The organism is Bartonella sp. TT121SHDZB, from assembly GCF_042193415.1.
Classification (GTDB): Bacteria; Pseudomonadota; Alphaproteobacteria; order Rhizobiales; family Rhizobiaceae; genus Bartonella.
The window spans coordinates 45,960-65,403 of record NZ_JBHILR010000011.1 but is presented as its reverse complement, the minus strand read 5'-3'; the positions used below and the strand labels follow the sequence as shown (position 1 = coordinate 65,403).

23 protein-coding genes and 1 pseudogene are annotated in these 19,444 nt (G+C 35.9%); 10 read left to right on the top strand and 14 right to left on the bottom strand.

The genetic code is table 11. The features are described 5' to 3' along the window. Positions 1-808 precede the first annotated feature (808 nt). From ACFIKI_RS07080 to ACFIKI_RS07025, 12 genes and pseudogenes are all read right to left on the bottom strand, one after another. Positions 809-997 (bottom strand): annotated as a pseudogene (locus tag ACFIKI_RS07080) (hypothetical protein); the annotation flags it as partial. Positions 998-1,304: 307 nt separating this feature from the next. Further along, complete coding sequence (locus ACFIKI_RS07075) at positions 1,305-1,835, bottom strand: hypothetical protein (protein WP_375666534.1); 531 nt, start codon at positions 1,833-1,835, stop codon at positions 1,305-1,307. Positions 1,836-2,197: 362 nt separating this feature from the next. Next, positions 2,198-2,707 (bottom strand): Panacea domain-containing protein, encoded by a 510-nt coding sequence (locus ACFIKI_RS07070; protein WP_375666533.1) that lies wholly within the window; start codon positions 2,705-2,707, stop codon positions 2,198-2,200. 76 nt (positions 2,708-2,783) lie between these two features. Further along, positions 2,784-3,224: a single-stranded DNA-binding protein gene (gene ssb / locus ACFIKI_RS07065; protein WP_375631940.1), complete on the bottom strand. Its 441-nt coding sequence runs from the start codon at positions 3,222-3,224 to the stop codon at positions 2,784-2,786. 768 nt (positions 3,225-3,992) lie between these two features. Then, positions 3,993-4,310 (bottom strand): type II toxin-antitoxin system HicB family antitoxin, encoded by a 318-nt coding sequence (locus tag ACFIKI_RS07060; RefSeq protein WP_375666531.1) that lies wholly within the window; start codon positions 4,308-4,310, stop codon positions 3,993-3,995. Next, positions 4,300-4,572 carry a hypothetical protein gene (locus tag ACFIKI_RS07055; protein WP_006590329.1) on the bottom strand — a complete coding sequence of 91 codons (273 nt, stop codon included), beginning with the start codon at positions 4,570-4,572 and terminating at the stop codon, positions 4,300-4,302. Before ACFIKI_RS07055 ends, ACFIKI_RS07060 begins: the two co-directional genes overlap by 11 nt. A gap of 159 nt (positions 4,573-4,731) precedes the next feature. Further along, on the bottom strand, positions 4,732-5,469 hold the full coding sequence (locus ACFIKI_RS07050) for an antA/AntB antirepressor family protein (RefSeq protein ID WP_375666530.1): 738 nt from the start codon (positions 5,467-5,469) through the stop codon (positions 4,732-4,734). A 304-nt stretch (positions 5,470-5,773) separates the two neighbouring features. Beyond that, positions 5,774-6,220, bottom strand: coding sequence for a hypothetical protein (locus tag ACFIKI_RS07045; protein WP_375666528.1), 447 nt, complete (start codon positions 6,218-6,220; stop codon positions 5,774-5,776). Positions 6,221-6,401: 181 nt separating this feature from the next. Further along, positions 6,402-6,851 (bottom strand): hypothetical protein, encoded by a 450-nt coding sequence (locus ACFIKI_RS07040; RefSeq protein ID WP_375666526.1) that lies wholly within the window; start codon positions 6,849-6,851, stop codon positions 6,402-6,404. Further along, a complete protein-coding gene (locus ACFIKI_RS07035) occupies positions 6,811-7,890 on the bottom strand; it encodes a DUF1376 domain-containing protein (RefSeq protein ID WP_375666524.1) in 1,080 nt (359 codons plus the stop codon). Before ACFIKI_RS07035 ends, ACFIKI_RS07040 begins: the two co-directional genes overlap by 41 nt. Continuing rightward, positions 7,880-8,245 (bottom strand): DUF1376 domain-containing protein, encoded by a 366-nt coding sequence (locus tag ACFIKI_RS07030; RefSeq protein WP_375666522.1) that lies wholly within the window; start codon positions 8,243-8,245, stop codon positions 7,880-7,882. The genes ACFIKI_RS07035 and ACFIKI_RS07030 overlap by 11 nt, the downstream gene beginning before the upstream one ends. After that, positions 8,235-8,708 (bottom strand): crossover junction endodeoxyribonuclease RuvC, encoded by a 474-nt coding sequence (locus ACFIKI_RS07025; protein WP_375666520.1) that lies wholly within the window; start codon positions 8,706-8,708, stop codon positions 8,235-8,237. Before ACFIKI_RS07025 ends, ACFIKI_RS07030 begins: the two co-directional genes overlap by 11 nt. Positions 8,709-8,783: 75 nt before the next feature. Here ACFIKI_RS07025 and ACFIKI_RS07020 point away from each other — a divergent pair, with 75 nt between their 5' ends. Then, positions 8,784-9,446: a hypothetical protein gene (locus ACFIKI_RS07020; RefSeq protein ID WP_375666518.1), complete on the top strand. Its 663-nt coding sequence runs from the start codon at positions 8,784-8,786 to the stop codon at positions 9,444-9,446. A 174-nt stretch (positions 9,447-9,620) separates the two neighbouring features. On the opposite strand, the gene ACFIKI_RS07015 is transcribed toward ACFIKI_RS07020, so the two are convergent. Continuing rightward, positions 9,621-10,925, bottom strand: coding sequence for a hypothetical protein (locus ACFIKI_RS07015; protein ID WP_375666516.1), 1,305 nt, complete (start codon positions 10,923-10,925; stop codon positions 9,621-9,623). A 10-nt stretch (positions 10,926-10,935) separates the two neighbouring features. Further along, the gene (locus ACFIKI_RS07010; protein ID WP_375666535.1) at positions 10,936-11,217 is read right to left on the bottom strand and encodes a hypothetical protein; all 282 of its coding nucleotides are present in this window, start codon (positions 11,215-11,217) and stop codon (positions 10,936-10,938) included. Between the two features lie 112 nt (positions 11,218-11,329). Between ACFIKI_RS07010 and ACFIKI_RS07005 the strand changes: the two genes are divergently transcribed. From ACFIKI_RS07005 to ACFIKI_RS06965, 9 genes are all read left to right on the top strand, one after another. Further along, a complete protein-coding gene (locus tag ACFIKI_RS07005; RefSeq protein WP_375666515.1) occupies positions 11,330-11,659 on the top strand; it encodes an XRE family transcriptional regulator in 330 nt (109 codons plus the stop codon). A 265-nt stretch (positions 11,660-11,924) separates the two neighbouring features. Next, positions 11,925-12,305: a hypothetical protein gene (locus ACFIKI_RS07000; RefSeq protein WP_375666513.1), complete on the top strand. Its 381-nt coding sequence runs from the start codon at positions 11,925-11,927 to the stop codon at positions 12,303-12,305. A gap of 113 nt (positions 12,306-12,418) precedes the next feature. Further along, a complete protein-coding gene (locus ACFIKI_RS06995) occupies positions 12,419-12,877 on the top strand; it encodes a hypothetical protein (RefSeq protein ID WP_375666511.1) in 459 nt (152 codons plus the stop codon). A gap of 72 nt (positions 12,878-12,949) precedes the next feature. Further along, complete coding sequence (bet, locus tag ACFIKI_RS06990) at positions 12,950-13,777, top strand: phage recombination protein Bet (protein ID WP_375666510.1); 828 nt, start codon at positions 12,950-12,952, stop codon at positions 13,775-13,777. Between the two features lies 1 nt (position 13,778). Next, positions 13,779-14,402: a lambda exonuclease family protein gene (locus tag ACFIKI_RS06985; RefSeq protein WP_375666508.1), complete on the top strand. Its 624-nt coding sequence runs from the start codon at positions 13,779-13,781 to the stop codon at positions 14,400-14,402. A 118-nt stretch (positions 14,403-14,520) separates the two neighbouring features. After that, positions 14,521-14,739, top strand: coding sequence for a hypothetical protein (locus ACFIKI_RS06980; protein WP_012755083.1), 219 nt, complete (start codon positions 14,521-14,523; stop codon positions 14,737-14,739). 6 nt (positions 14,740-14,745) lie between these two features. Further along, positions 14,746-15,783 (top strand): tyrosine-type recombinase/integrase, encoded by a 1,038-nt coding sequence (locus ACFIKI_RS06975; RefSeq protein WP_375666507.1) that lies wholly within the window; start codon positions 14,746-14,748, stop codon positions 15,781-15,783. 901 nt (positions 15,784-16,684) lie between these two features. Further along, positions 16,685-17,899, top strand: coding sequence for an NADP-dependent isocitrate dehydrogenase (locus tag ACFIKI_RS06970; RefSeq protein ID WP_375645837.1), 1,215 nt, complete (start codon positions 16,685-16,687; stop codon positions 17,897-17,899). 119 nt (positions 17,900-18,018) lie between these two features. Further along, entirely contained in the window at positions 18,019-19,443 is a 1,425-nt protein-coding gene (locus tag ACFIKI_RS06965) for an MFS transporter (RefSeq protein WP_375666506.1), read from the top strand. The last annotated feature ends 1 nt before the right edge of the window (position 19,444 follow it).

Genomic DNA, 19,444 nt, shown 5'->3' with positions numbered 1-19,444 from the left:
TTAGTACCAAATCTAAAGTAGATAGTTATTCTACTGCCATGGCATTATTTGCCTCCATTTTTTTGTGGAAGCGAATAATTCCGTTCTTAAAAACTAGTCTGCAATCTATTCATTAAAAGGCTTTTCATTTCATAAGATATAAAATACCTCTTTATCGTTTTTTTAACTTTTAGTAAGCGTTTTAAAAGCGATTTGTCTTTAAATCCTTTTATGCAATTTTTTAAATTAAACCTATAAGCTTATGACAGGTTCAAACAGTTAATTTCTTTAATGCCATTTTAGAGGTTTTTCCCAATTTTGGGAAAAATTATATGATCTCTATTTTCTATAAATACGTATCTTTTGGTACAATTTATCTTATAACAGTTTCAAACGATTACCCTCTTATAGGTAATAAGATATTGCTATAGCATTTTTAGATTTTACGCTTCTCAATTTTGAAAACTGTAATTTTATGTTTTTATCATGTGATTAACAAACCAATTATTAAAACAAGATGTGTTCTTTAAACGTATGTTATCGATAATTCCAAACGACTAAATTTTTAAACAATGCGATTTTGAGTGATAAAAACGTATCATAAAATTTATGAACTGTTATGAATGATAGCTGCTTTTCATTTCATTTGAATGCACCCATGCGTTATAATATTTACATCATGATTTGCTTTTTATGGTCTATTCATACATGGCAATCTTCTATAAAAAATGGTCAAATGAATCACGTATAAAAATGTGGATTCTTAAATGGATTCATATAAAATAATTACAAACAAACTATTGACTTTATTTCGCTTTTTGATATTATGCCTTTCCAGATAAGAGATTAGCCCCTCTTTCCCATACTTATTGCCTGCCAATTCAGCAGCTTTAAGAATTGCCTCTTTCAAAAGACGTGTATTCTTATTTGGTACGCCTTTGACACGCCCCATTCCTGCCTTAGGGGGTTTATATTTTTTCTTTGTTTGAGAAATCTGTTCTGTATTTTGTGATGTCATAAAATACGCCCTCCAGATAATAAAAAACCCCGCATTTGCGGGGATTTTTAACTGTACATTTCCCTCTCTAGACACAATACGCCTAAGTACAGCAATGTCATTAAATACGATTTGCTACAATTTGTCAACATAAAAATAATACATATTGATATATTCAAAAGGAATCTGTATGAAGCGAAGATGCAACAATGAGAAACAAAAGATAAAATCTGATGTTAATACCGTATTTAAAGAAAATTGCCTTATTCGGAATAATGAGTATCTTATTCACTAGCCATATATATAGGTGGTAGTATCTCTTTTAAATCTACTTTTTTGAAAAGTGCTTCTGAAGCATATTAAGAGAAACACGTAATGAATTCACAAGGTGTGGCAACATTTGATCTTCTATAACGAGGTACTGTAGCGCTGCATAAAGATTATACTGTCTATAGAGGCATTGGGCTTCTTTTAGTGCCTCTTGCATATTTATAAACTGCTCTGTTGCAAATGCTACCCACTTGTCTCTTGCCTTATCATCAGAAGATGACGGCATTTCATCATAAATCGCATTAGGCAAGCCCTTTGCACAAAGGTAATCGTTTCTTACTTGTAGATATTGTTGCGCGGCATCATATTGCTCTTGAGTAAGCACGCCTTGCAAACAAAGCCGCCCGATATAGGTACCAGAAAGTGGATTTTTTGCCTCTTGTAGCGTTAAACCGAAGCGCTTTGCACGCATTTCTATTGCCAATTTATCAACGGCTTCACGCGGTGCTTTTGCACGTGAGATGCGTCCGTTTGGTTCTCTTACCTGCCCTGCTATTTTAGGGCGTCCCCTCTTTTTATTTTTTTTCACTTATGTCCCCAGATTCCTGTTTAATATTTTGCCAAATTTCCTCTGCTTTTGACTTGAACTTTAGACTATAAAAGAATAACAAAATCAGAATGATCGATATTATAATTATAAAAACTAGCTTAATTTTTAAATGACTTTTATCCCAAAATAGTTCTATGGACAAAATTAAAAGCGTACCCGATAAAGTCCCCATTATTCCATGAAAACGACATGCAAACGTTGCGTGATCTTTTAATAGATTTATTTCTTGTTCTGTAACAGCATAATGAACAGTTCTCCTCGGAAGACAATCTGCAATCACTCTAATAGATTGATTTCCAACAGCATCACTTGCACGTTGAAGTTGCTTAAGATGAAGGTGTTTATTTTTTTTCCGGCTCTTGTAAATACCCGTTAATTTTTTGTGTGAAATATTCTTTGATGTCATCGTCTTTTAGCTTCACACCAAATTGCCCACAATCATATACTCTCTCCCACGGAGATCCATTCTCATGAGATTCATTGCGCAAGCGCCAAGGTGAAAAATTTTTATAAGCATTCCAGACGATCTCTAATAACTTAACTGTATATTTATCAGCGGATTCTTTAGGAATTTTAGGAATCAAAATTTCTCCTGTCTCTAAATCAACTGTTCGAGAATAGCAATCGATAAAACGCCTTCCCCAATCTTTAAACTCATGATAAAGAGCCGGAATCACGGGACCATGCTGCCATGCTTCTATACGATCAGGAAAGAGACGCTTACCTGTAGCTGCTAACATCCATCCATACGCAAGATACACCAGTTTAATGAGCTTCATAGGAGAAATTGGGATATTCTCTTCACTTCCCTTTTCAAGAAAGAAGTTAGCAATTTGCTGAACTTGGTACATATCATTCATACCCCACAAAATATACAACTTTACAGAATTGCTTTAACATGATCACTTTCCTCATTCAATAATATCCTTAAAAAGGAACACTGTCATTCATAACGGTATGGGGCGTATCAAGAGGTCTGTAAATGCTTCTGTCATAAGCAGATGACTGATCTTGATTATCATCATTTTTGCCATCTAAAAGCTTTAACTCACCTTTGTACTGAGGCAATATGACTTCTGTTACATAGCGATCAACACCGTTTTTATCTTGCCATTTACGAGTTTGTAGTCGCCCCTCGATATAAACTTTACTGCCTTTATTGAGATATTGAAGTGCTATTTTTGCAAGATGTGGATTAAACACCACAATGGAATGCCATTCGGTTTTGTCTATTCTCTTATTGGTTGCCTTGTCTGTATAGCTCTCAGACGTTGCCATTCGAAAATTGACCACCTCGATACCAGATGACATTGTTTTGCTTTCTGGATTGGCACCTAAATGACCAATTAAAATCACTTTATTAAGCATTTGCTTTCTGTCCTTTAATGGAAAATAGTACTTAGAACAAAACAAACTCACAACTGATGATAGTATAACACATTATGGTGTATTTTTACAAACAGAATTTATCATAACCCACTGAATCTACAGTGTGAATCCCATTTTTATTTTACTTAACAGCTTGCTTTTTGATACGTTTTGTGCAATAAAAAGATGTTTGTATACTTCGGATAAGAATACAACAGTCATGCATTGCAAAACAGAAGCCGTGTCAAGAAATTGGCACGGCTTCAATGCATTTAAATTGAATAAAAGAAACTATTCCCTATCATAAAAAAAGCCCCGTTACGTAAAAAACATAACAAGGCTTTTAAGCAATTTCTCAAGTTACCATACAAGATATAGTGCATTATGTGTAAAATTACAAGCACAACATACAAAAAAACCGTGTCATTTAAGGCACGGCTTTTGTGATATCCTTTAAAGAGGAAAATCGTTTTAATTCTAAAAAACGGCGAAAATACAACGCCACTATAACGTTGCATAAGAAAGTTTTTTATACTCTCTATGTTTTAAAATATAGCACAATTTATTAATTAATTCAATTTGAAAACAATATACTTGCGTTTATACACAAAATATGTGATTTATTAGTTAGTTTGTTTATAGCAAATTCCTTAACTAATGAGCTGTTTTGATCATAAAAGCCGTGTCTTAAAGGACGCGGCTTTTATTATGTAAATTCTAAGCAACATAAATAAGGGGCGGAGGGTATCTTCTGGTCGTATAGACTTTTCAAAGCTTAGAAGAAATGTATCTATTCAAGCTTACACCATTTTCGGCAGCTTGTATTGCAAGTTTTCTATGGAGTTCTGGTGGGATTCTTAATTGAAACTTACCACTATATTTACCATGCGACAAAGGCACAGGAACTTCTTCTCCGTTATGTTGCATGTCCTCAACAACTTCTGAAACAAGATCCATAATGCCTTTTAAAGCCTTCTCTGCTTGAGATGCTAACCATGAAAGGGATGGGAATTCTGCACACAATCCGACATATTCCTGATCTTCTTGCGACCACAAAACACGATATGAATAATGATTACTGTTCATGTTTCATCCTTTCTATCGCTTGCAATACTTGTTTGACTTGGTAGGCTTTTGCCTTATTGCCAGAATCTTTTTGAATATTCACACGCGGGTCACCAAGCCACGGGGTTTTAAACACAAAGTGACTTGTACCACTGTTCCGTGGTTCTCCAAAAAAATGTACACACACAGCCAACAAATCTGAAAACTTAATGTTCCTTGGTGATGCTTGCATCAAGCTGATTATTTTTTCAACTTTATTGTTCATAACCAATAATAGTATCACTATTAATCCTAGTCAATCATTTTATAAACCTTCCTAGTTAATCATTTTAAATCTATTGAATAGAGGCTTTTATGTATACAAGAAAAACTATCAGAAAAAGTTTTGTTGCGTTAAACAAAAAAAGAAAGCCGTGTCTTAAAGGACGCGGCTTTTTTTTAATTATTGCATATTTCCGTAAATTTGCTCTCTTAAGCAAGCCAATCCTTTAGATGTAATCTTTGTTGACGGTACGGTTTTTTCTGTACCATCATTTTTTTGAATAGTAATGGCTGTGCAATCCATTAATCCTTTTTGGATTTTATCTTGATATGGTAATAATGGGCCGTTTGGTACTCTTTTGTAAACCCAACCATATCTTCGTAAGTAATCTGATAAATCCTTAGGCCTTACTTCCAATATTTTTGCCGCATCTATGATACCAAACAAGCCATCGGAACGTTTTAAACCATCAAGAGCTATTGCTTTTGGTTTTAACTCTGCAATGATGATGTCTTTACGTTCATTTTCATTTTTTAGATGAGTTAATACACCTAACATTACCTGAGGACTTGAGTAATCGATTTGTTGTGGTGTTGCTGCCTGCTTTGCACGCCGCTCGCATTCAATAAAATACTCTCTTGCTTCGTGCCCTTTATCATTACGCTCGATCATTGAAAGGTGTTTTGCCATGTCTAATGTAAGAGCATAATCTTTAGAAGGACGACCTCCTGAACTTTCGCTCAAAAAAGAGCAAAAGTCATGATCTTCTTTAAATTTACATTCTTTAATACGACGAATAATCCAATCTTTAAAACTGGTTTTGACCTCTAAAAACGCATGCAAATCACGTGCATTTACGGTTTGAACTAATTCACCATCGATTTGAGTTTGGTTTATGTTAATTAAATATTGTGACATGGTACTGTCCTCTGTGAAGTTATGTTGTTTTCCATTGACACACAATAAAGAATGCCGGGTGCTGAAAAACACGGTTCACAGTCCGTCGTTACGCTTTTCCCTCGAAAGGGTATTGTATGGCATAACCACACCCGACAATCCCCTCTATATGCTATAAAGCATACTTGAGTCAAAACTTTACAATTTGCAGAGGAGATATTGATTATAAATCCTATCCTCTGTGAACTTTAAGTGTTTTTCAAGTACTTACTGATTCGTTTAACAAAGCGATTCCATTGTTGTCAATACGTATTTTTTATTTTTTTCAATTTTTTTCATTTTGATGCCTACCTAATTGAATATCAAGTGCTTTCTCTAGTTCACGGTCCATTTCATCACAACACAATGGGTACCCGCTCTCACCATCATCTGTTATCTCACAAATCAAACGATCTTTCTTTGTACGTTTTTTGATTTCCCTATTCACCTCGTCTATCAATGCTTCGCAACTCAATACGCTTCTTGGCAAATCACCACCGTATATCCAAGCTTTCACTTGTGCCTTGGTACTATAATCAATTTTGTTAGGCATATCATGATATTGGCCACCGTCAAACTCCTCATATTCCCTCATACCATCATCATATTCGTAAAGATTGTAAAAATACTCTGCAACTCCTAACCCCCATGGTACATACCCTTTAGCCATTGCAACAAACTTTTTTTGCGATTGTTTACGTTTTGTTAAGAACAAATCTTTTAAAATTCCCATGCTTTTAGTCCATAATTTACCTACTGGTCTATTTGCCTCAAAATGGACCGTACAGAAGCGTTTTTTAATTTCAATGTGGTTTTTATCACAAAATCTTTAAATCGCCCTGTACGGTGCCTTTTTGACGATTTAAATGCATATCTAATCACAAAACCATCAGCAAATTTCACTACTTTGCTGTTTATTCTTCAATGCCCTTTAAAACCTTTTCAAGCTCTCTTTGAAGCTTTTTAATGTGCTCTGATGATACCGGTGGCTCTTGATTAGTTGCCTTGATCTCTGGCTTTTCAAGGTTCTTAAGAATCCGATTGGCTTGATAACGAATATTGCTTTCAAGTTTTTCGCAATAACGATAAAAATCTGCTGTTGACGGCATAAATGTTGGATTTAATCCCTCTGCTTTGCCTTTCAAAACGTCCTTTGTTGCTGTTTGCAATACCCAGCTACTCACACCTTCAAGAGCGTAAAGATACGCAAGCGCAGTGGACTTTTCGTCTGATCCCATGGGGCTCTTAAGTCCATTGGAAAGGACAAGATACGTTGTTTGAATTTCTTCTTCGCTCGCTTTTTTCGCAAGCTTTTTCAACGCATCATGGACTAATAAGGTAATTCTCTCCTCTTCTGCAATCAATGGTTTTTTCCCTATTTTCCAAAGAAATGGAGGGTTTTGCATCATCCTCGAATAAAAATTTGTACACACTATCTGAATGTTTAATATCGGACATGTACTGTGCAACGCGATAACTCCATCCACGTTGGGATTCTGTTTTTTCATTGCTTGGCTTTCCATAAATTTTTCCTTTCTGTAAATCTTCAATAGCCTTGCGTACCCAGTTGCGCCATGTTGCTTGCCAATCCGTTTTGGTTGCATTTGCTCCGGACTTGGCTTTCCAATAATCTCTAAATTTTGCGATTTCGACTTTCACACGCTCTGGAGGCAAGCCCTCTGCAAGTGCAAAATCGCAATCGGGTTCAAAATCCGCAGGTAATCGACAGCCTCTATCGAGTTTGACCCGCCTGGCTTTCTTAGGAACGCTTGTCTGCTCGTGAATGGGAGGTTGGTTTTCTGATGATGTTGCGATTTGCTCTGATTGGCTTTCAACATCACACTCGATTGACTCGTCAACCAAATCGATTGTTTCTAAATCTTCAAAATCAATTTCTTTTTTTGCTAATACGATAGTATTAGTTTTTTTATTATATATGTTTGTATTGTTTGTATTGTTTGTTATGGCATCACAAGCATCATGCTTAATATCATGCTTAATATCATTAGCATTATCACAAGCATCATGCTTAATATCACAAGCATCTTTTGTATTTTTATCCCATCTTGCCTTCGCTGCCTTCTGCGCTCTCTCTGAAAACTTATTCAAATTCTCATTAGAGTTTTTGAGTTCCTCTTCAACCTGTAAACTCCACAAACGACCGTCTTCTAAACGTATCAGTCTCTCATCACTCAATAAAAAATCTAGCGCTTTATTAAAAACTTTTACTGAGCAACCAGAAATGCGTGCTAATATAGAGGCATTCTCAAGAATTGGCTGTCTCTTCTTATACATAAGCAATGTCAACATCATATAAGTTGATATTTGATGCGACGTCATTCCACTAGCTTCAGATACCCAATCAGAAGGAAAACAACGAACCCACGCTAACTTAGTTGACATGCATTGCCTCCTCTCTTTTCTTACTCCACCTCATAGCAGCGGCTTTTGAAGCTCTTTCTGAAAATTTGCTAATGCTATAATCAAAAGCTAGTGACTTATGCCATAAACGACCATTCTCTAAACGCGTAATATGATCCGTGCTTATTAAAGTCTCTAATGTCTTTTGAAACGTTCTTATTGAACACCCACACCAACTCGATAAATAAGACGCATTATTTATAAGAGGCGCTTTGCTATCATTCATTAGAAACAAAAGTGTTGTATAAACACCCTTCTCTGTCGCTTTTAATCCCATAAGATCTTTTAAAAACTGATCTGTACTAAATTTTACAAACGCTACTTTATTACTGGACATACCCCAATTCCCTTTCTTTAACTAAATATAAAATTGCTAAAGCATCTGCTTCGTTATCATCTTTCGGATTGTGCCCTTTTGCACGCACCACCTTAATCATCTCTTCTTTCGACGCATTCCCTTTGCCTGTCGTCGCTTTCTTAATCGTACTGACTGGTATACCCTCATACGGTATCTGATGATGTTCACACCACGCCGTTAATGTTGCTAATAAACCACCGTAAACATGCGCTGCATCTGTACCTTTATGACGCCTCACCTCCTCAAAATACACCGCGTCAATTTGACCTGCTGTATGCTTTATTTCTGATAGCCATTGCTTAAAGCGCAAGTAACGCATTCCACCGCCTTCAAAACGACGTGATTGAAAATTCACGGTACCACTGAACATGTCACCACTTGCACCACGTATCGCCCACCCCGTTTTGGTACCTAGATCAAAACAAAGAATCGTGTTATTCACAGCGCCTCTCAATACAAAATGTGTTTTATAGAAGTGTTTTTTTCCGAAAATGAAGGAAAGAAGGGTGTAAGAAGTATGCAAATAGATAAAGATGTGATTGATATTATTTCATTAATAGTACCAACTTTCATCTCATTTTTTGGAATATGGTTAGGTTGTAGAAATCGAAAAATAGATCTTATAAATTTCAATAAACAACTAAGACAATTACAAGAACAATCTGAAACAGCAAAAGAACATGTTTCCATTTTATGGGAAGAAAAAGAGAGACGAGACTTAGGGCCAAATCTAGAGGCTATTATAGAAGGAGAACCATGCGCACATAAGAGCGGTAAAGATTTCCTTATTGACATAGAGGTAATCATAAAAAATCCTACAAAACATCCAATAAAAATGAATAATTTTCGTATACCTGATGAAAGCCCATTTGCATTTGTTGAAGGTAGTTTCCTAGGAGATTATCCGCTATCTTTAATCCTCGAAAACGAGAAATATATGAGTTTTAAAAATCCTTTTACAGCAGACTTAAAATCGCAAGATATATGCAATTATTTTAATCTAAAGGAAGATGAAGAAAGACTGTTTTTTCTCACAGTTCGCCACCTCAAACCAAATATCGAAACTGTACCAATCTTTATAATTGAACACACTTCATCAAATCACCCAGAAAGAGTAGTTCAAACTAAGTTTTGGCCAGATTTTTTTCTATCTTTTGAAGAAGAGAACATGCTAGGATAAGATAATCTTTGGATTTCCTCTTCTTGCCTCCATATTTTTTCATTTTTCTTCATTATTTCCTTTTTAACTATTTGTAATTCTTTATAAAATAGATAAAGTTGAATAGCTAATTGAATATTTACCGCTATAGATACTATTAAACCAGTATACGATCCTGCATTCATCTCTATCTCCTCACTTACTTTTCTTCTGTGAAGAGCCATTGTCATTACCAGCAGACATTTCTCCACTATTAACTAAAGTGCCGTCACCAATGCTTTCTGTCACAACACGTACATCACCACGAACAGTTGCATTTTCATAAATATTCGCAGTGCCATAAATTAATGCCTCTTCATAAACTTGGGCATTGCCATGAACTTGGGCATTCTGAGTAACGGTCGCATACCCGTAAACTTTAGCATCCTCATAAATCTGTGATGCACCCCAAATCTCTGCATTGTCATAAACATGGGCATTGCCATACACCTTAGCATTCCCACCAATAACTACATTTCCATAAGCCTGTGCATTGTCATAAACTTGAGCATTGGAATAAACTTGAGCATTACTAAAAACCATAGCCTCTCCCCCAACCCAACAGTTATCCTCATGACTAAGATTTCCCTCTTTCGCTATCCAGCCTCCCAAATCCCCTTTCTTAACAGTGCCAAAGTCTCTTAAGGCGCAAATTCTATGCAAAACATGAGTATAAACACCTTTCTCACCATTGTGTTTGTATTCTTTGATTTCACCAGTGAATTTATATTTCTTAGTTGGGTCAACTGCTACAACATTAGCTTTAAGTTTAATGACCTCTTGTTTAAGTTTTTCAATTTCCTCATCACGTGATTGAATACCTGCTTTTAGTGTCTCTACAATTTTATCTTTCCGTGTAAGTGCCTTATCATACTGATTTATCATTTGATTCTGTGTTATAATCTTCTTATCGCGTTCTTTAATTATAATATCGTGTCTCTCAAAGGCATTATTACAATCTTCAATTGCTCTATTCTGCTCTTTAATCGCAGCATTGCGTTCCATAACTGCTCTATTCTGCTCTTTAATCGTAGCATCACGTTCCATAACTGCTCTATTCTGCTCTTTAATCGCAGCATCGCGTTCTATAATTGCTCTATTTTGCTCTTTAATCGCAGCATCACGTTCCATAACTGCTCTATTCTGCTCTTTAATCGCAGCATCGCGTTCTATAATTGCTCTATTTTGCTCTTTAATCGCAGCATCACGTTCCATAACTGCTCTATTCTGCTCTTTAATCGCAGCATCGCGTTCTATAACTGCTCTATTTTGCTCTTTAATCGCAACATCACGTTCATGAGTAAGCTCTACAGTTTCCCTTGAAAACTCACTCTTTATCTTTTTTGTTTGCTCTTTTAGATCTTCAATCTGACCGCGATAAGAGAAAACAAACCGCAATATCACTCCAGTGATAAGAAACATTGCAATAACTACTATTGGTAAAATTTCATTTGAACTCATTTTGATCTCCTTAATGCTGCAAAGTGTCACACGCGCTATCAACGCCGGAACTTTTTGAAAATTTTGACATTGGGGGGTGTTGCTCTTGCATTAATCTCTGCAAGCGCTCGGAATAAAAAAAATCTTCGGGGCGCAAGTCTATGCCATGGTCATGTGCGTAGGTTAAAATTTTTTTCTGGTGCTGTGCTGGTATAAAACTACGCCACCTAGAAATAGATGACACATCTCTTTCCACTATACCTGCTACAGTTTTTAAGCCACCTAAATACTTTATAATCAATCTTGAAGGCATATGTAATCTCCATAACGCCACAACAGATAATTGCGTTTTATGCATAAGTCAACGCAATTATGCTTTTTTAGCATTTTTGCATAAAAATATATTTTCAAGGATTATATGAATCATGGAACAAGATATTCAGTCTCAACTTAAGCTATGGATTAAAGAACGACTTAAAGAACGAGGGCACGGTGCTCAAACATCGTTAGCATCTCATCTTAAATTGCACCCATCGGCAGTGAACCGCATGCTTCACACCTATCAAAATGGGCGGTCCCGCGATATAACCATAGATGAATTGATAAAAATTTCTGAATTTTTTAATGAACCACCACCCAGTTTTTACAAAGAAGCAGACTTAAATTTTGTAAAAATATGCGCTTCTCTTGAACCAGCCGATAAAGAAGCGGTACTCGATTTCCTTGAATTATTAAAAAAAATAAAAACCAAATAAGCTATTATTGATTGCTTTTTTTCATTAAGCATCAAAGAAAAGTCTCTTATTTTTTTATCTATATCAGTCATAACTCCTCCTAAATTGTGGATAGCGCAAAATTAGTTATATATTTTTTTAAAAAAATTTTTTGCATTTTATGCAATTTTTATTTGACATTTGCAAAAAATACAATTACAAAACCACCATACCAGAAAAAAAAATGCCCTTGTCAAGGTGGTTTTTTTCAAAATGTGCTTATTAATTTTAAATTATGGAGGCAGTTATGAATAAACCTATATTTATAAATTCTGATGAAATTCTCTTAGTGATGTGCGAAAATGAAGAACAAAATCTCGCAAAATCTGGACCTTTCTTAGAAGAAAGTGACATTATCAATTTTATCGACCAAACCGATAATGCTGTCCAAATTTTACGTATTGAACCATCGACTAACCGTTGCGAAGATATCTCTGAAGATATTGCTGAGTTTTATCTTAAAGAATGTGAAGAGCAGTGTTTCAACGGAAACATTCCTCACGATTTTATTCTACACAGCGCAGCATATGGTCGTTTTTTAGATGATATAAAACAGCGCGAATATGATGATGAAATGTATGGTTCTTACGAAAAACAACACCGTTTGCGTCCTTGTGATGTGCTTTAAAAGCTAAAGGCGTTTTTAAAAAACGCCACCTTTTCAAAAAATTCACCACACAATGCAATGCCGTTCTTTTGCAAGAACGACAAAGGCAGAATCTAACTTAAAGGAGTAAAACCATGGAAAAGAAATACGAACTTACTGATGAAACAATTGAGTTTGATGGATACATTACGCTTTACCGCATACGTGCATTAAAAGATTTTGGTGATGTTAAAGCAGGCGACCTTGGCGGCTTTGTAGAGTATGAAGACAATTTAAGTCAAAAAGACGATTGCTGGATTTATAATGATGCCAAGGCGTATTGTTGTGCCAAGATTTACGATAGTGCTAAGGTTTATGATAAAGCACAAATTGGTGATTGTGCCGAGATTTTTGGCAATGCAAAAATTTATAATAACGTCAAAATATATGATGGACATATTTTTGGACACACACAAATTTATGGAAATGTGATTATTCATGCCGATTCAAGAATTTATGGCAATGTAAAAATTTATGATAATTCAGAAGATTGTAAACAAACTATGACCGCCCAGAACGGCGACTCTTCAACAAAAGACGACATTCCTTTCTAACCACACAAACAACTTTTAAACACCAGCGTGATTCACGCCACGGGTGAATTGCGCACAATGTAGGAAATCAACATGACAAATTCTACTTTTTTAAAAGAAATGGCAGGAAAATATGGATTTTCTGCTGAAGAATTTCGAACCACAATCATAAAAACTTGTATTGGAGATAAAAATGCTAATGTCATCACTGATGCAGAATTTGCCGTTTTTCTTTTTGTTGCCAATACTTATGGACTTAACCCTTTAACAAAAGAAATCTATGCATTCCCTAAAAAAGGCGGCGGCATCATACCCGTTGTTTCTATTGATGGGTGGATAAAGATCATCAAATCAAATCCTGACTTTGATGGTATGACCTTTCAAGATCAACTCAATGAGAATGGGAATATCATTGCTATCAAATGTGCTATTCGTCTCAAAGACATTAAAGACCCTATCGAAGTCACCGAATATCTCAAAGAATGCGAACAAGACAAAAGTGAACCTTGGAAAAAATATCCAGCACGTATGTTACGCCATAAAGCCACTATACAATGTGCTCGCTATGCTTTCGGGCTTTCCGGTATTTATGAAGAAGATGAAGCAAAACGTATCAATGAAACAAACCATAACCTACAAACAAAGTTAGTTTCTTATGATGTGCTTACGCAAATCAAACAATTAATAAACATCACTCAAACAGAAGAGGAAAAAGTCCTTGAGTATGGACGAGTCCAAAAGCTTGAAGATCTTCCTGATGAAGTAGCACAAAGGATTTTGGATGTTTTGCAAAAGAGACAGCATGAAAAAGAACAATCTTTCCTACAACAAAAGCAAATAGAGGCGCCTATACAAGATGCCGAATATATTCACGTCCAAGATATAGAATATGCACCACAAGAACAAAGAACGGCGGTGTGAGATGGAACAAAGAACAGCAGAATGGTTCCAAGCGCGCTTGGGTAAAGTCACCGCATCAAATATTTACAACATACTCAATAAAACTACAAAAGGATTGCCTACGAGCAAATATGAAGACTACAAAATCAAACTCATAACAGAACGTTTAACAAGAGAAACAAGCCCCTATTATGAAACTGAAGATATGAGATGGGGTATCGAACATGAAGATGATGCCTTGAGAGAATATGGCTTCATTTATGATGCCAATATAACAAAATGCGGCTTTATCCAACACCCCACAATAGAAATGGCGGGGGCTAGCCCCGATGGTCTCATTGGAGAAGACGGTTTAATCGAAGTCAAATGCCCGAGATCAGTAACACATATGCGCTTTTGGATAGGTGACGAAATCAAACCAGAATATCACGCACAAATGCAATTCCAAATGGCTTGTACAGAACGAAAATGGTGTGATTTCGTAAGCTATGACCCACGTTTTACGGGGGAATTCTTTCACTTGCGCATGAAAGTCAAGCGTGTTCTCCGTGATGATCAACAAATTGAACAGATCAATCAAGCTGTTGAAACCTTTTTAGCAGAGATAGAACGAGAGATACAACAACTCTCAACAAAAGCTGCTTAACCTTATGGGGGTGTTTTGTTCCCCGCATATCTACGAGCACCCCCCCCTTCTTAACACTTTCAAGTAATGCGTGATTCACGCCACACGTGAATTGCATCTCAATGTAAGGAGAAAAGATATGGCGCCTCGTCCAGCTGCTATAACGCAACCAGCCATTGCACGCGCTTTAAGAGAAGCTAAAAAACAAGGTTGTGAACTCGTAGAAATCAAACCTACTGGTGAACTGCTTATCTATCTTAAATCCGATATTCCAATACCAAATTCAGTTAACCACCCAGACAAACTTTTAGATTTGTCAAAGAATGAATATTACGAAACCGCACTCTCTAAGATGTAAAATACCATGCCTAAACCACGTCCTCCTCATCTCGTTAAACAAATTACTCAACATGGCAAAATTGTATGGTATGTACGTATTGGTCATGGCAAACGCATTAGAATACGCGGTACCTATGGAACGCAAGAGTTTGTTGATAACTACAAAAGCGCACTTGCCGAGTTACAAGGGCTTATACTTCCTAAATCAAAAACTGGTAAACTTGTTGAAGGGTCATTTGCATGGCTATTTAAACAATACTTTAACAGCTCCAATTGGCATAGCCTTTCTAAAGTCACCCAAAAACAAAAAGAACTCATCCTTATGAAGGTATGTGATACCATAGGAAACATTCCATACCAAGCAATTGAAAAGAAACATATCATAGCCGGTGTTGAACGGCGTAAAGAAACACCAGCAATGGCTAGAAATTTTCTGAAAGCCCTTAATGGACTTTTTAATTGGGCGATTGATCAAGGTCTTTTGGGAAATAATCCAGCTTTAGGAATAAAAAGACCCCCCCTCAAAAACAAAGAGGGATTTCCTGTTTGGACAGAAGAAGATGTCGAAAAATATTATCAAAGATGGCATCATGGTACCCATGAACGTGTCTGGATTGATGTTCTTTTATATACGGGCTTGCGTCGTGGTGATGCGGTCCGCATTGGTTGGAACGATGTCAAAGATAATATCATTCATCTCAAGACAGAAAAAAGTAAATTTCAAACAGATGTTTTTCTTCCTATTTTACCGGAACTAGCAAAAACACTTGAAATTGGTCCTATTGGAGAAAAAACATTTATCTGTAGTAAAGTGAATCAAAAATTCACCAAAGAAAGCTTTGGTAATGCATTTAGAGACGCTTGTAATGCGGCTGGAATTAAAAAATCGGCGCATGGATTAAGAAAATTAGCCGCAACACGTGCAGCTAATTCTGGAGCAACAGTATCACAATTGAAAGCAATTTTTGGCTGGACAGAAGATCAAATGGCATCCCTTTATACAAAGAGTGCAGATCGTAAAAGACTAGCTCTTGAAGCTATAAAAAAGCTCCAAAAAAGTTAGGGATAGAGACAAAAAAATGTAATAGAATCAAAATTCATTAATTCCCTTATATTCTATATAATTCTTTGATTTTATTTACTCTATACCCGCCCCTTGGGCGTACCATCATTCTTTCTTTATGTGCAATATATTCATTTTATTTGTTTTTTTTATGAGGGATGCATAAATAAAAACGAGAGAATAAGATTTTAAAAGGTATCTCTTCGTAAAAAGGATACAAGAATCATTAATCATTAGGTGATTAATTCCTTTGTTACATTTCGAGGATGGTACTTTACTGCGCACAGTTAATAACAATAAGAATCGATAAAATATTAATAAGAATTAGAGGATTCTAACGCGCGATACGGTAATTTTATAAATCATATTCTTGCGTATGCTGTTAGTTTTTAAATTAAAACCAGCCGCATCATTTATACGTTTTTTCCAACCTTCAAAACTGAAGTTTATCCCAAACGCATTTTATATGAAGCATTTCTAATTACAGTGCCTTTGTTATCACATTAAACTTTTTATAAACAAACAGACCATAATCTTAGAATTGGAATAGCAATATAAAAATAGTTTCTTATTCACCTAACACAACAAATCAAGAAACTATAATTCAGAATACGATCAACTTATTAAATGGAATCTCTGATAATAAAAATGCATAATCCCCACCCCCTCTGATCTAACTACCTTATCCATTAAACAGATTCTTCATCAATCATAGAATAATTATAGATTTGCAAACACATCACTTCTTTTCAAAGATTAAACCCTCCAACAAAATTTTACACTCTATTGAGAATATATTCTAAAAGCTCATATTTGAATGCTTTTTTCCCTTGTTTTTACTTTTCATTATAAACTTGAAAGTGCTATAAAGTCGTATCGCTTAAAAAAAAAAGGATTTCTAATGGTAAAGATCAAAGTAGAAAACCCCGTTGTTGAACTTGATGGGGATGAGATGACCCGCATCATCTGGAAATATATTAAAGATAAATTAATCCATCCCTACCTCGACATTGATCTAAAATATTATGATCTTTCCGTCGAAAATCGTGATGCAACCAATGATCAAGTAACAATTGATTCTGCCAATGCTATCAAAAAATATGGGGTTGGTATAAAATGCGCAACCATCACACCTGATGAGGCACGCGTTAAAGAATTTAACCTAAAAAAAATGTGGAAATCACCTAATGGTACAATCCGCAATATTTTAGGAGGAGTCATTTTTCGCGAACCCATTATCTGTAAAAATGTCCCTCGCCTTATTCCTAACTGGACAAAGCCAATTATTATCGGACGTCACGCTTTTGGCGATCAATACAAGGCAACAGATTTTAAATTTCCAGGCAAAGGGAAATTAAGTATTAAATTTGTAGGTGATGACAATCAAGTTATTGAACATGATGTTTTTGATGCTCCAAGCGCAGGGGTTGCCATGGCTATGTATAACCTTGATGAGTCAATTCGTGCTTTTGCCCGCGCATCCTTTAATTATGGACTACAACGGAATGTTCCAGTTTATCTTTCAACAAAAAATACCATTCTAAAAGCTTACGATGGTCGTTTTAAAGATATATTTCAAGAAATATTCGATACGGAATTTAAAACTGAATTTGACAACCGTAAATTATATTACGAACACCGTCTTATTGATGATATGGTTGCTTCTGCATTAAAGTGGTCAGGTGGATACGTATGGGCATGTAAAAACTATGATGGTGATGTCCAATCTGATATTGTTGCCCAAGGCTTTGGTTCTCTTGGTCTGATGACTTCTGTTCTCATGACACCTGACGGTAAAATTGTTGAAGCAGAGGCAGCACACGGCACCGTAACACGCCATTATCGTCAGCATCAAAAAGGTGAAGAAACATCAACAAATTCTATTGCATCCATTTTTGCATGGACGCGTGGACTGGCACACCGTGCTAAACTAGATAACAATGAGAAATTAAAAAACTTTTCCACGACATTGGAAGAAGTTTGTATTAAAACCGTCGAAGAAGGTTTTATGACTAAAGATCTCGCACTTTTGATTGGGCCTAAACAAAAATGGCTTTCTACAACAGGTTTCCTCGATAAAATTGACGAGAATCTCAAAAAGGCAATAGACAATTAAGTTATTACTTAAATTAAAAATTCAAAGCTCTGTTTAGAGCTTTGAATTTCTCTTGGCAAATTCAAAGAAGTACCTTATAAGTGGGAAGAGGATAAATTTTTATTAAATAGCAAAAAACGGTGAAAAAACAAAGCTGGTCTGCGCTTTTATTGGGTGAAAATGGTCTTTGCTTTTTAACATTTACAGGTGGTGTTGTATTACACGCTACCAATGTTTATATTGTTATTACTATTTTACCTTCCCTTATGAATCATCTTGGTAATGAATATTATTCTTGGGTGGCTACTGTCTTTATTACAGCTTCACTCCTAGGTACTTCTCTTGCAACAAAAATATTAGGGAAACTAGGTCCTCGCAACGCTTATGTTATCTCTGGACTTATCTTTACCTTAGGCACTTTCTTGTGCAGCATTTCTTCATCTATGCCATTATTTTTAATAGGACGCTTTATTCAAGGATTGGGAAGTGGTTCTTTGTTATCTCTATCCTATTCCATGGTACGTATTATTTTCAGCCCATCTTTATGGTCTCAGGCATTAAGTGTTATCTCTGGAATGTGGGGAATATCAACCTTGTTAGGACCCGCGATTGGAGGAATTTCTGTATATTATGGCCTATGGAGAGCATCTTTTTGGATCATTGGCGCATTAGCTATATTCTTCTCACTCATAGCCTTTAAATTTTTACCCAAAAAGAATGAAAACTATGTTCCAACATCCCCTTTCCCTCTTCTCCAGCTTTTCACACTCACCTTATTGATTTTTATTATTTCTGTTGGAGGTGCTATGGACACGACAATGGCAAAAATTTTTGGATTAGTCATCGGACTTAGTCTTCTCTTTGTTCTAGCAAAAATCGAATCATATAGCTTTTATCCTATGTTGCCACGCAAATCCTTTTCTTTCTCTTCTGAAATTTTTTCTGTTTACGCATTAATACTCGTTATGACAACAGTCGTGTACAGTATAGAGCTTTATCTTCCACTTTTTCTTCAAGAGCTTCATGGACAAGCTCCACTTATTGCTGGTTATATAGCAGCACTTATGAGCCTAGGATGGACATGTGGATCCCTCTCAAGTGCTGGTGTATCGGCAAAAAAAATTCGCAATATCATTGTATACTCCCCCCTATTAAAACTGTTGGGCACAGCTATTCTTTTATGGCTCATACCAACAAAAGTCTCCACATTTGGATATATTTTTATTATCTGCTTAGCACTATTTTCTATTGGAATCAGTGCGGGCATAGCATGGCCCCATTTGCTCACACGGATCTTACAATGTGCAAATGATGAAGATGCTCTACGTGCCAGTGAATCCCTTACCTCTGTACAACTATTTTCAGCGGCCTTAAGTGCAACTCTAGCCGGAGTTATCACCAATCTTGCCGGACTATTTAATCCTGGAGGAACAATAGGAATGATCTTAGCAGCCAAAACTCTTCTTATAGTGCTCATTGGTCTTTTATTTTGTCTTGCTATTCCATTAGCGCTGCGCATTTCTTACTGCATGTTAAAAAATCCAACAGGACATTCCAATAATTAAA

Coding starts and splice junctions, on each gene's coding strand:
- ACFIKI_RS07070 (WP_375666533.1), bottom strand. CDS start 2,707: ATGTACCAAGTTCAGCAAATTGCTAACTTCTTTCTTGAAAAGGGAAGT.
- ssb (WP_375631940.1), bottom strand. CDS start 3,224: ATGCTTAATAAAGTGATTTTAATTGGTCATTTAGGTGCCAATCCAGAA.
- ACFIKI_RS07060 (WP_375666531.1), bottom strand. CDS start 4,310: ATGAACAGTAATCATTATTCATATCGTGTTTTGTGGTCGCAAGAAGAT.
- ACFIKI_RS07050 (WP_375666530.1), bottom strand. CDS start 5,469: ATGTCACAATATTTAATTAACATAAACCAAACTCAAATCGATGGTGAA.
- ACFIKI_RS07045 (WP_375666528.1), bottom strand. CDS start 6,220: ATGGGAATTTTAAAAGATTTGTTCTTAACAAAACGTAAACAATCGCAA.
- ACFIKI_RS07035 (WP_375666524.1), bottom strand. CDS start 7,890: ATGTCAACTAAGTTAGCGTGGGTTCGTTGTTTTCCTTCTGATTGGGTA.
- ACFIKI_RS07030 (WP_375666522.1), bottom strand. CDS start 8,245: ATGTCCAGTAATAAAGTAGCGTTTGTAAAATTTAGTACAGATCAGTTT.
- ACFIKI_RS07020 (WP_375666518.1), top strand. CDS start 8,784: ATGCAAATAGATAAAGATGTGATTGATATTATTTCATTAATAGTACCA.
- ACFIKI_RS07015 (WP_375666516.1), bottom strand. CDS start 10,925: ATGAGTTCAAATGAAATTTTACCAATAGTAGTTATTGCAATGTTTCTT.
- ACFIKI_RS07010 (WP_375666535.1), bottom strand. CDS start 11,217: ATGCCTTCAAGATTGATTATAAAGTATTTAGGTGGCTTAAAAACTGTA.
- ACFIKI_RS07005 (WP_375666515.1), top strand. CDS start 11,330: ATGGAACAAGATATTCAGTCTCAACTTAAGCTATGGATTAAAGAACGA.
- ACFIKI_RS07000 (WP_375666513.1), top strand. CDS start 11,925: ATGAATAAACCTATATTTATAAATTCTGATGAAATTCTCTTAGTGATG.
- ACFIKI_RS06995 (WP_375666511.1), top strand. CDS start 12,419: ATGGAAAAGAAATACGAACTTACTGATGAAACAATTGAGTTTGATGGA.
- bet (WP_375666510.1), top strand. CDS start 12,950: ATGACAAATTCTACTTTTTTAAAAGAAATGGCAGGAAAATATGGATTT.
- ACFIKI_RS06985 (WP_375666508.1), top strand. CDS start 13,779: ATGGAACAAAGAACAGCAGAATGGTTCCAAGCGCGCTTGGGTAAAGTC.
- ACFIKI_RS06980 (WP_012755083.1), top strand. CDS start 14,521: ATGGCGCCTCGTCCAGCTGCTATAACGCAACCAGCCATTGCACGCGCT.
- ACFIKI_RS06975 (WP_375666507.1), top strand. CDS start 14,746: ATGCCTAAACCACGTCCTCCTCATCTCGTTAAACAAATTACTCAACAT.
- ACFIKI_RS06970 (WP_375645837.1), top strand. CDS start 16,685: ATGGTAAAGATCAAAGTAGAAAACCCCGTTGTTGAACTTGATGGGGAT.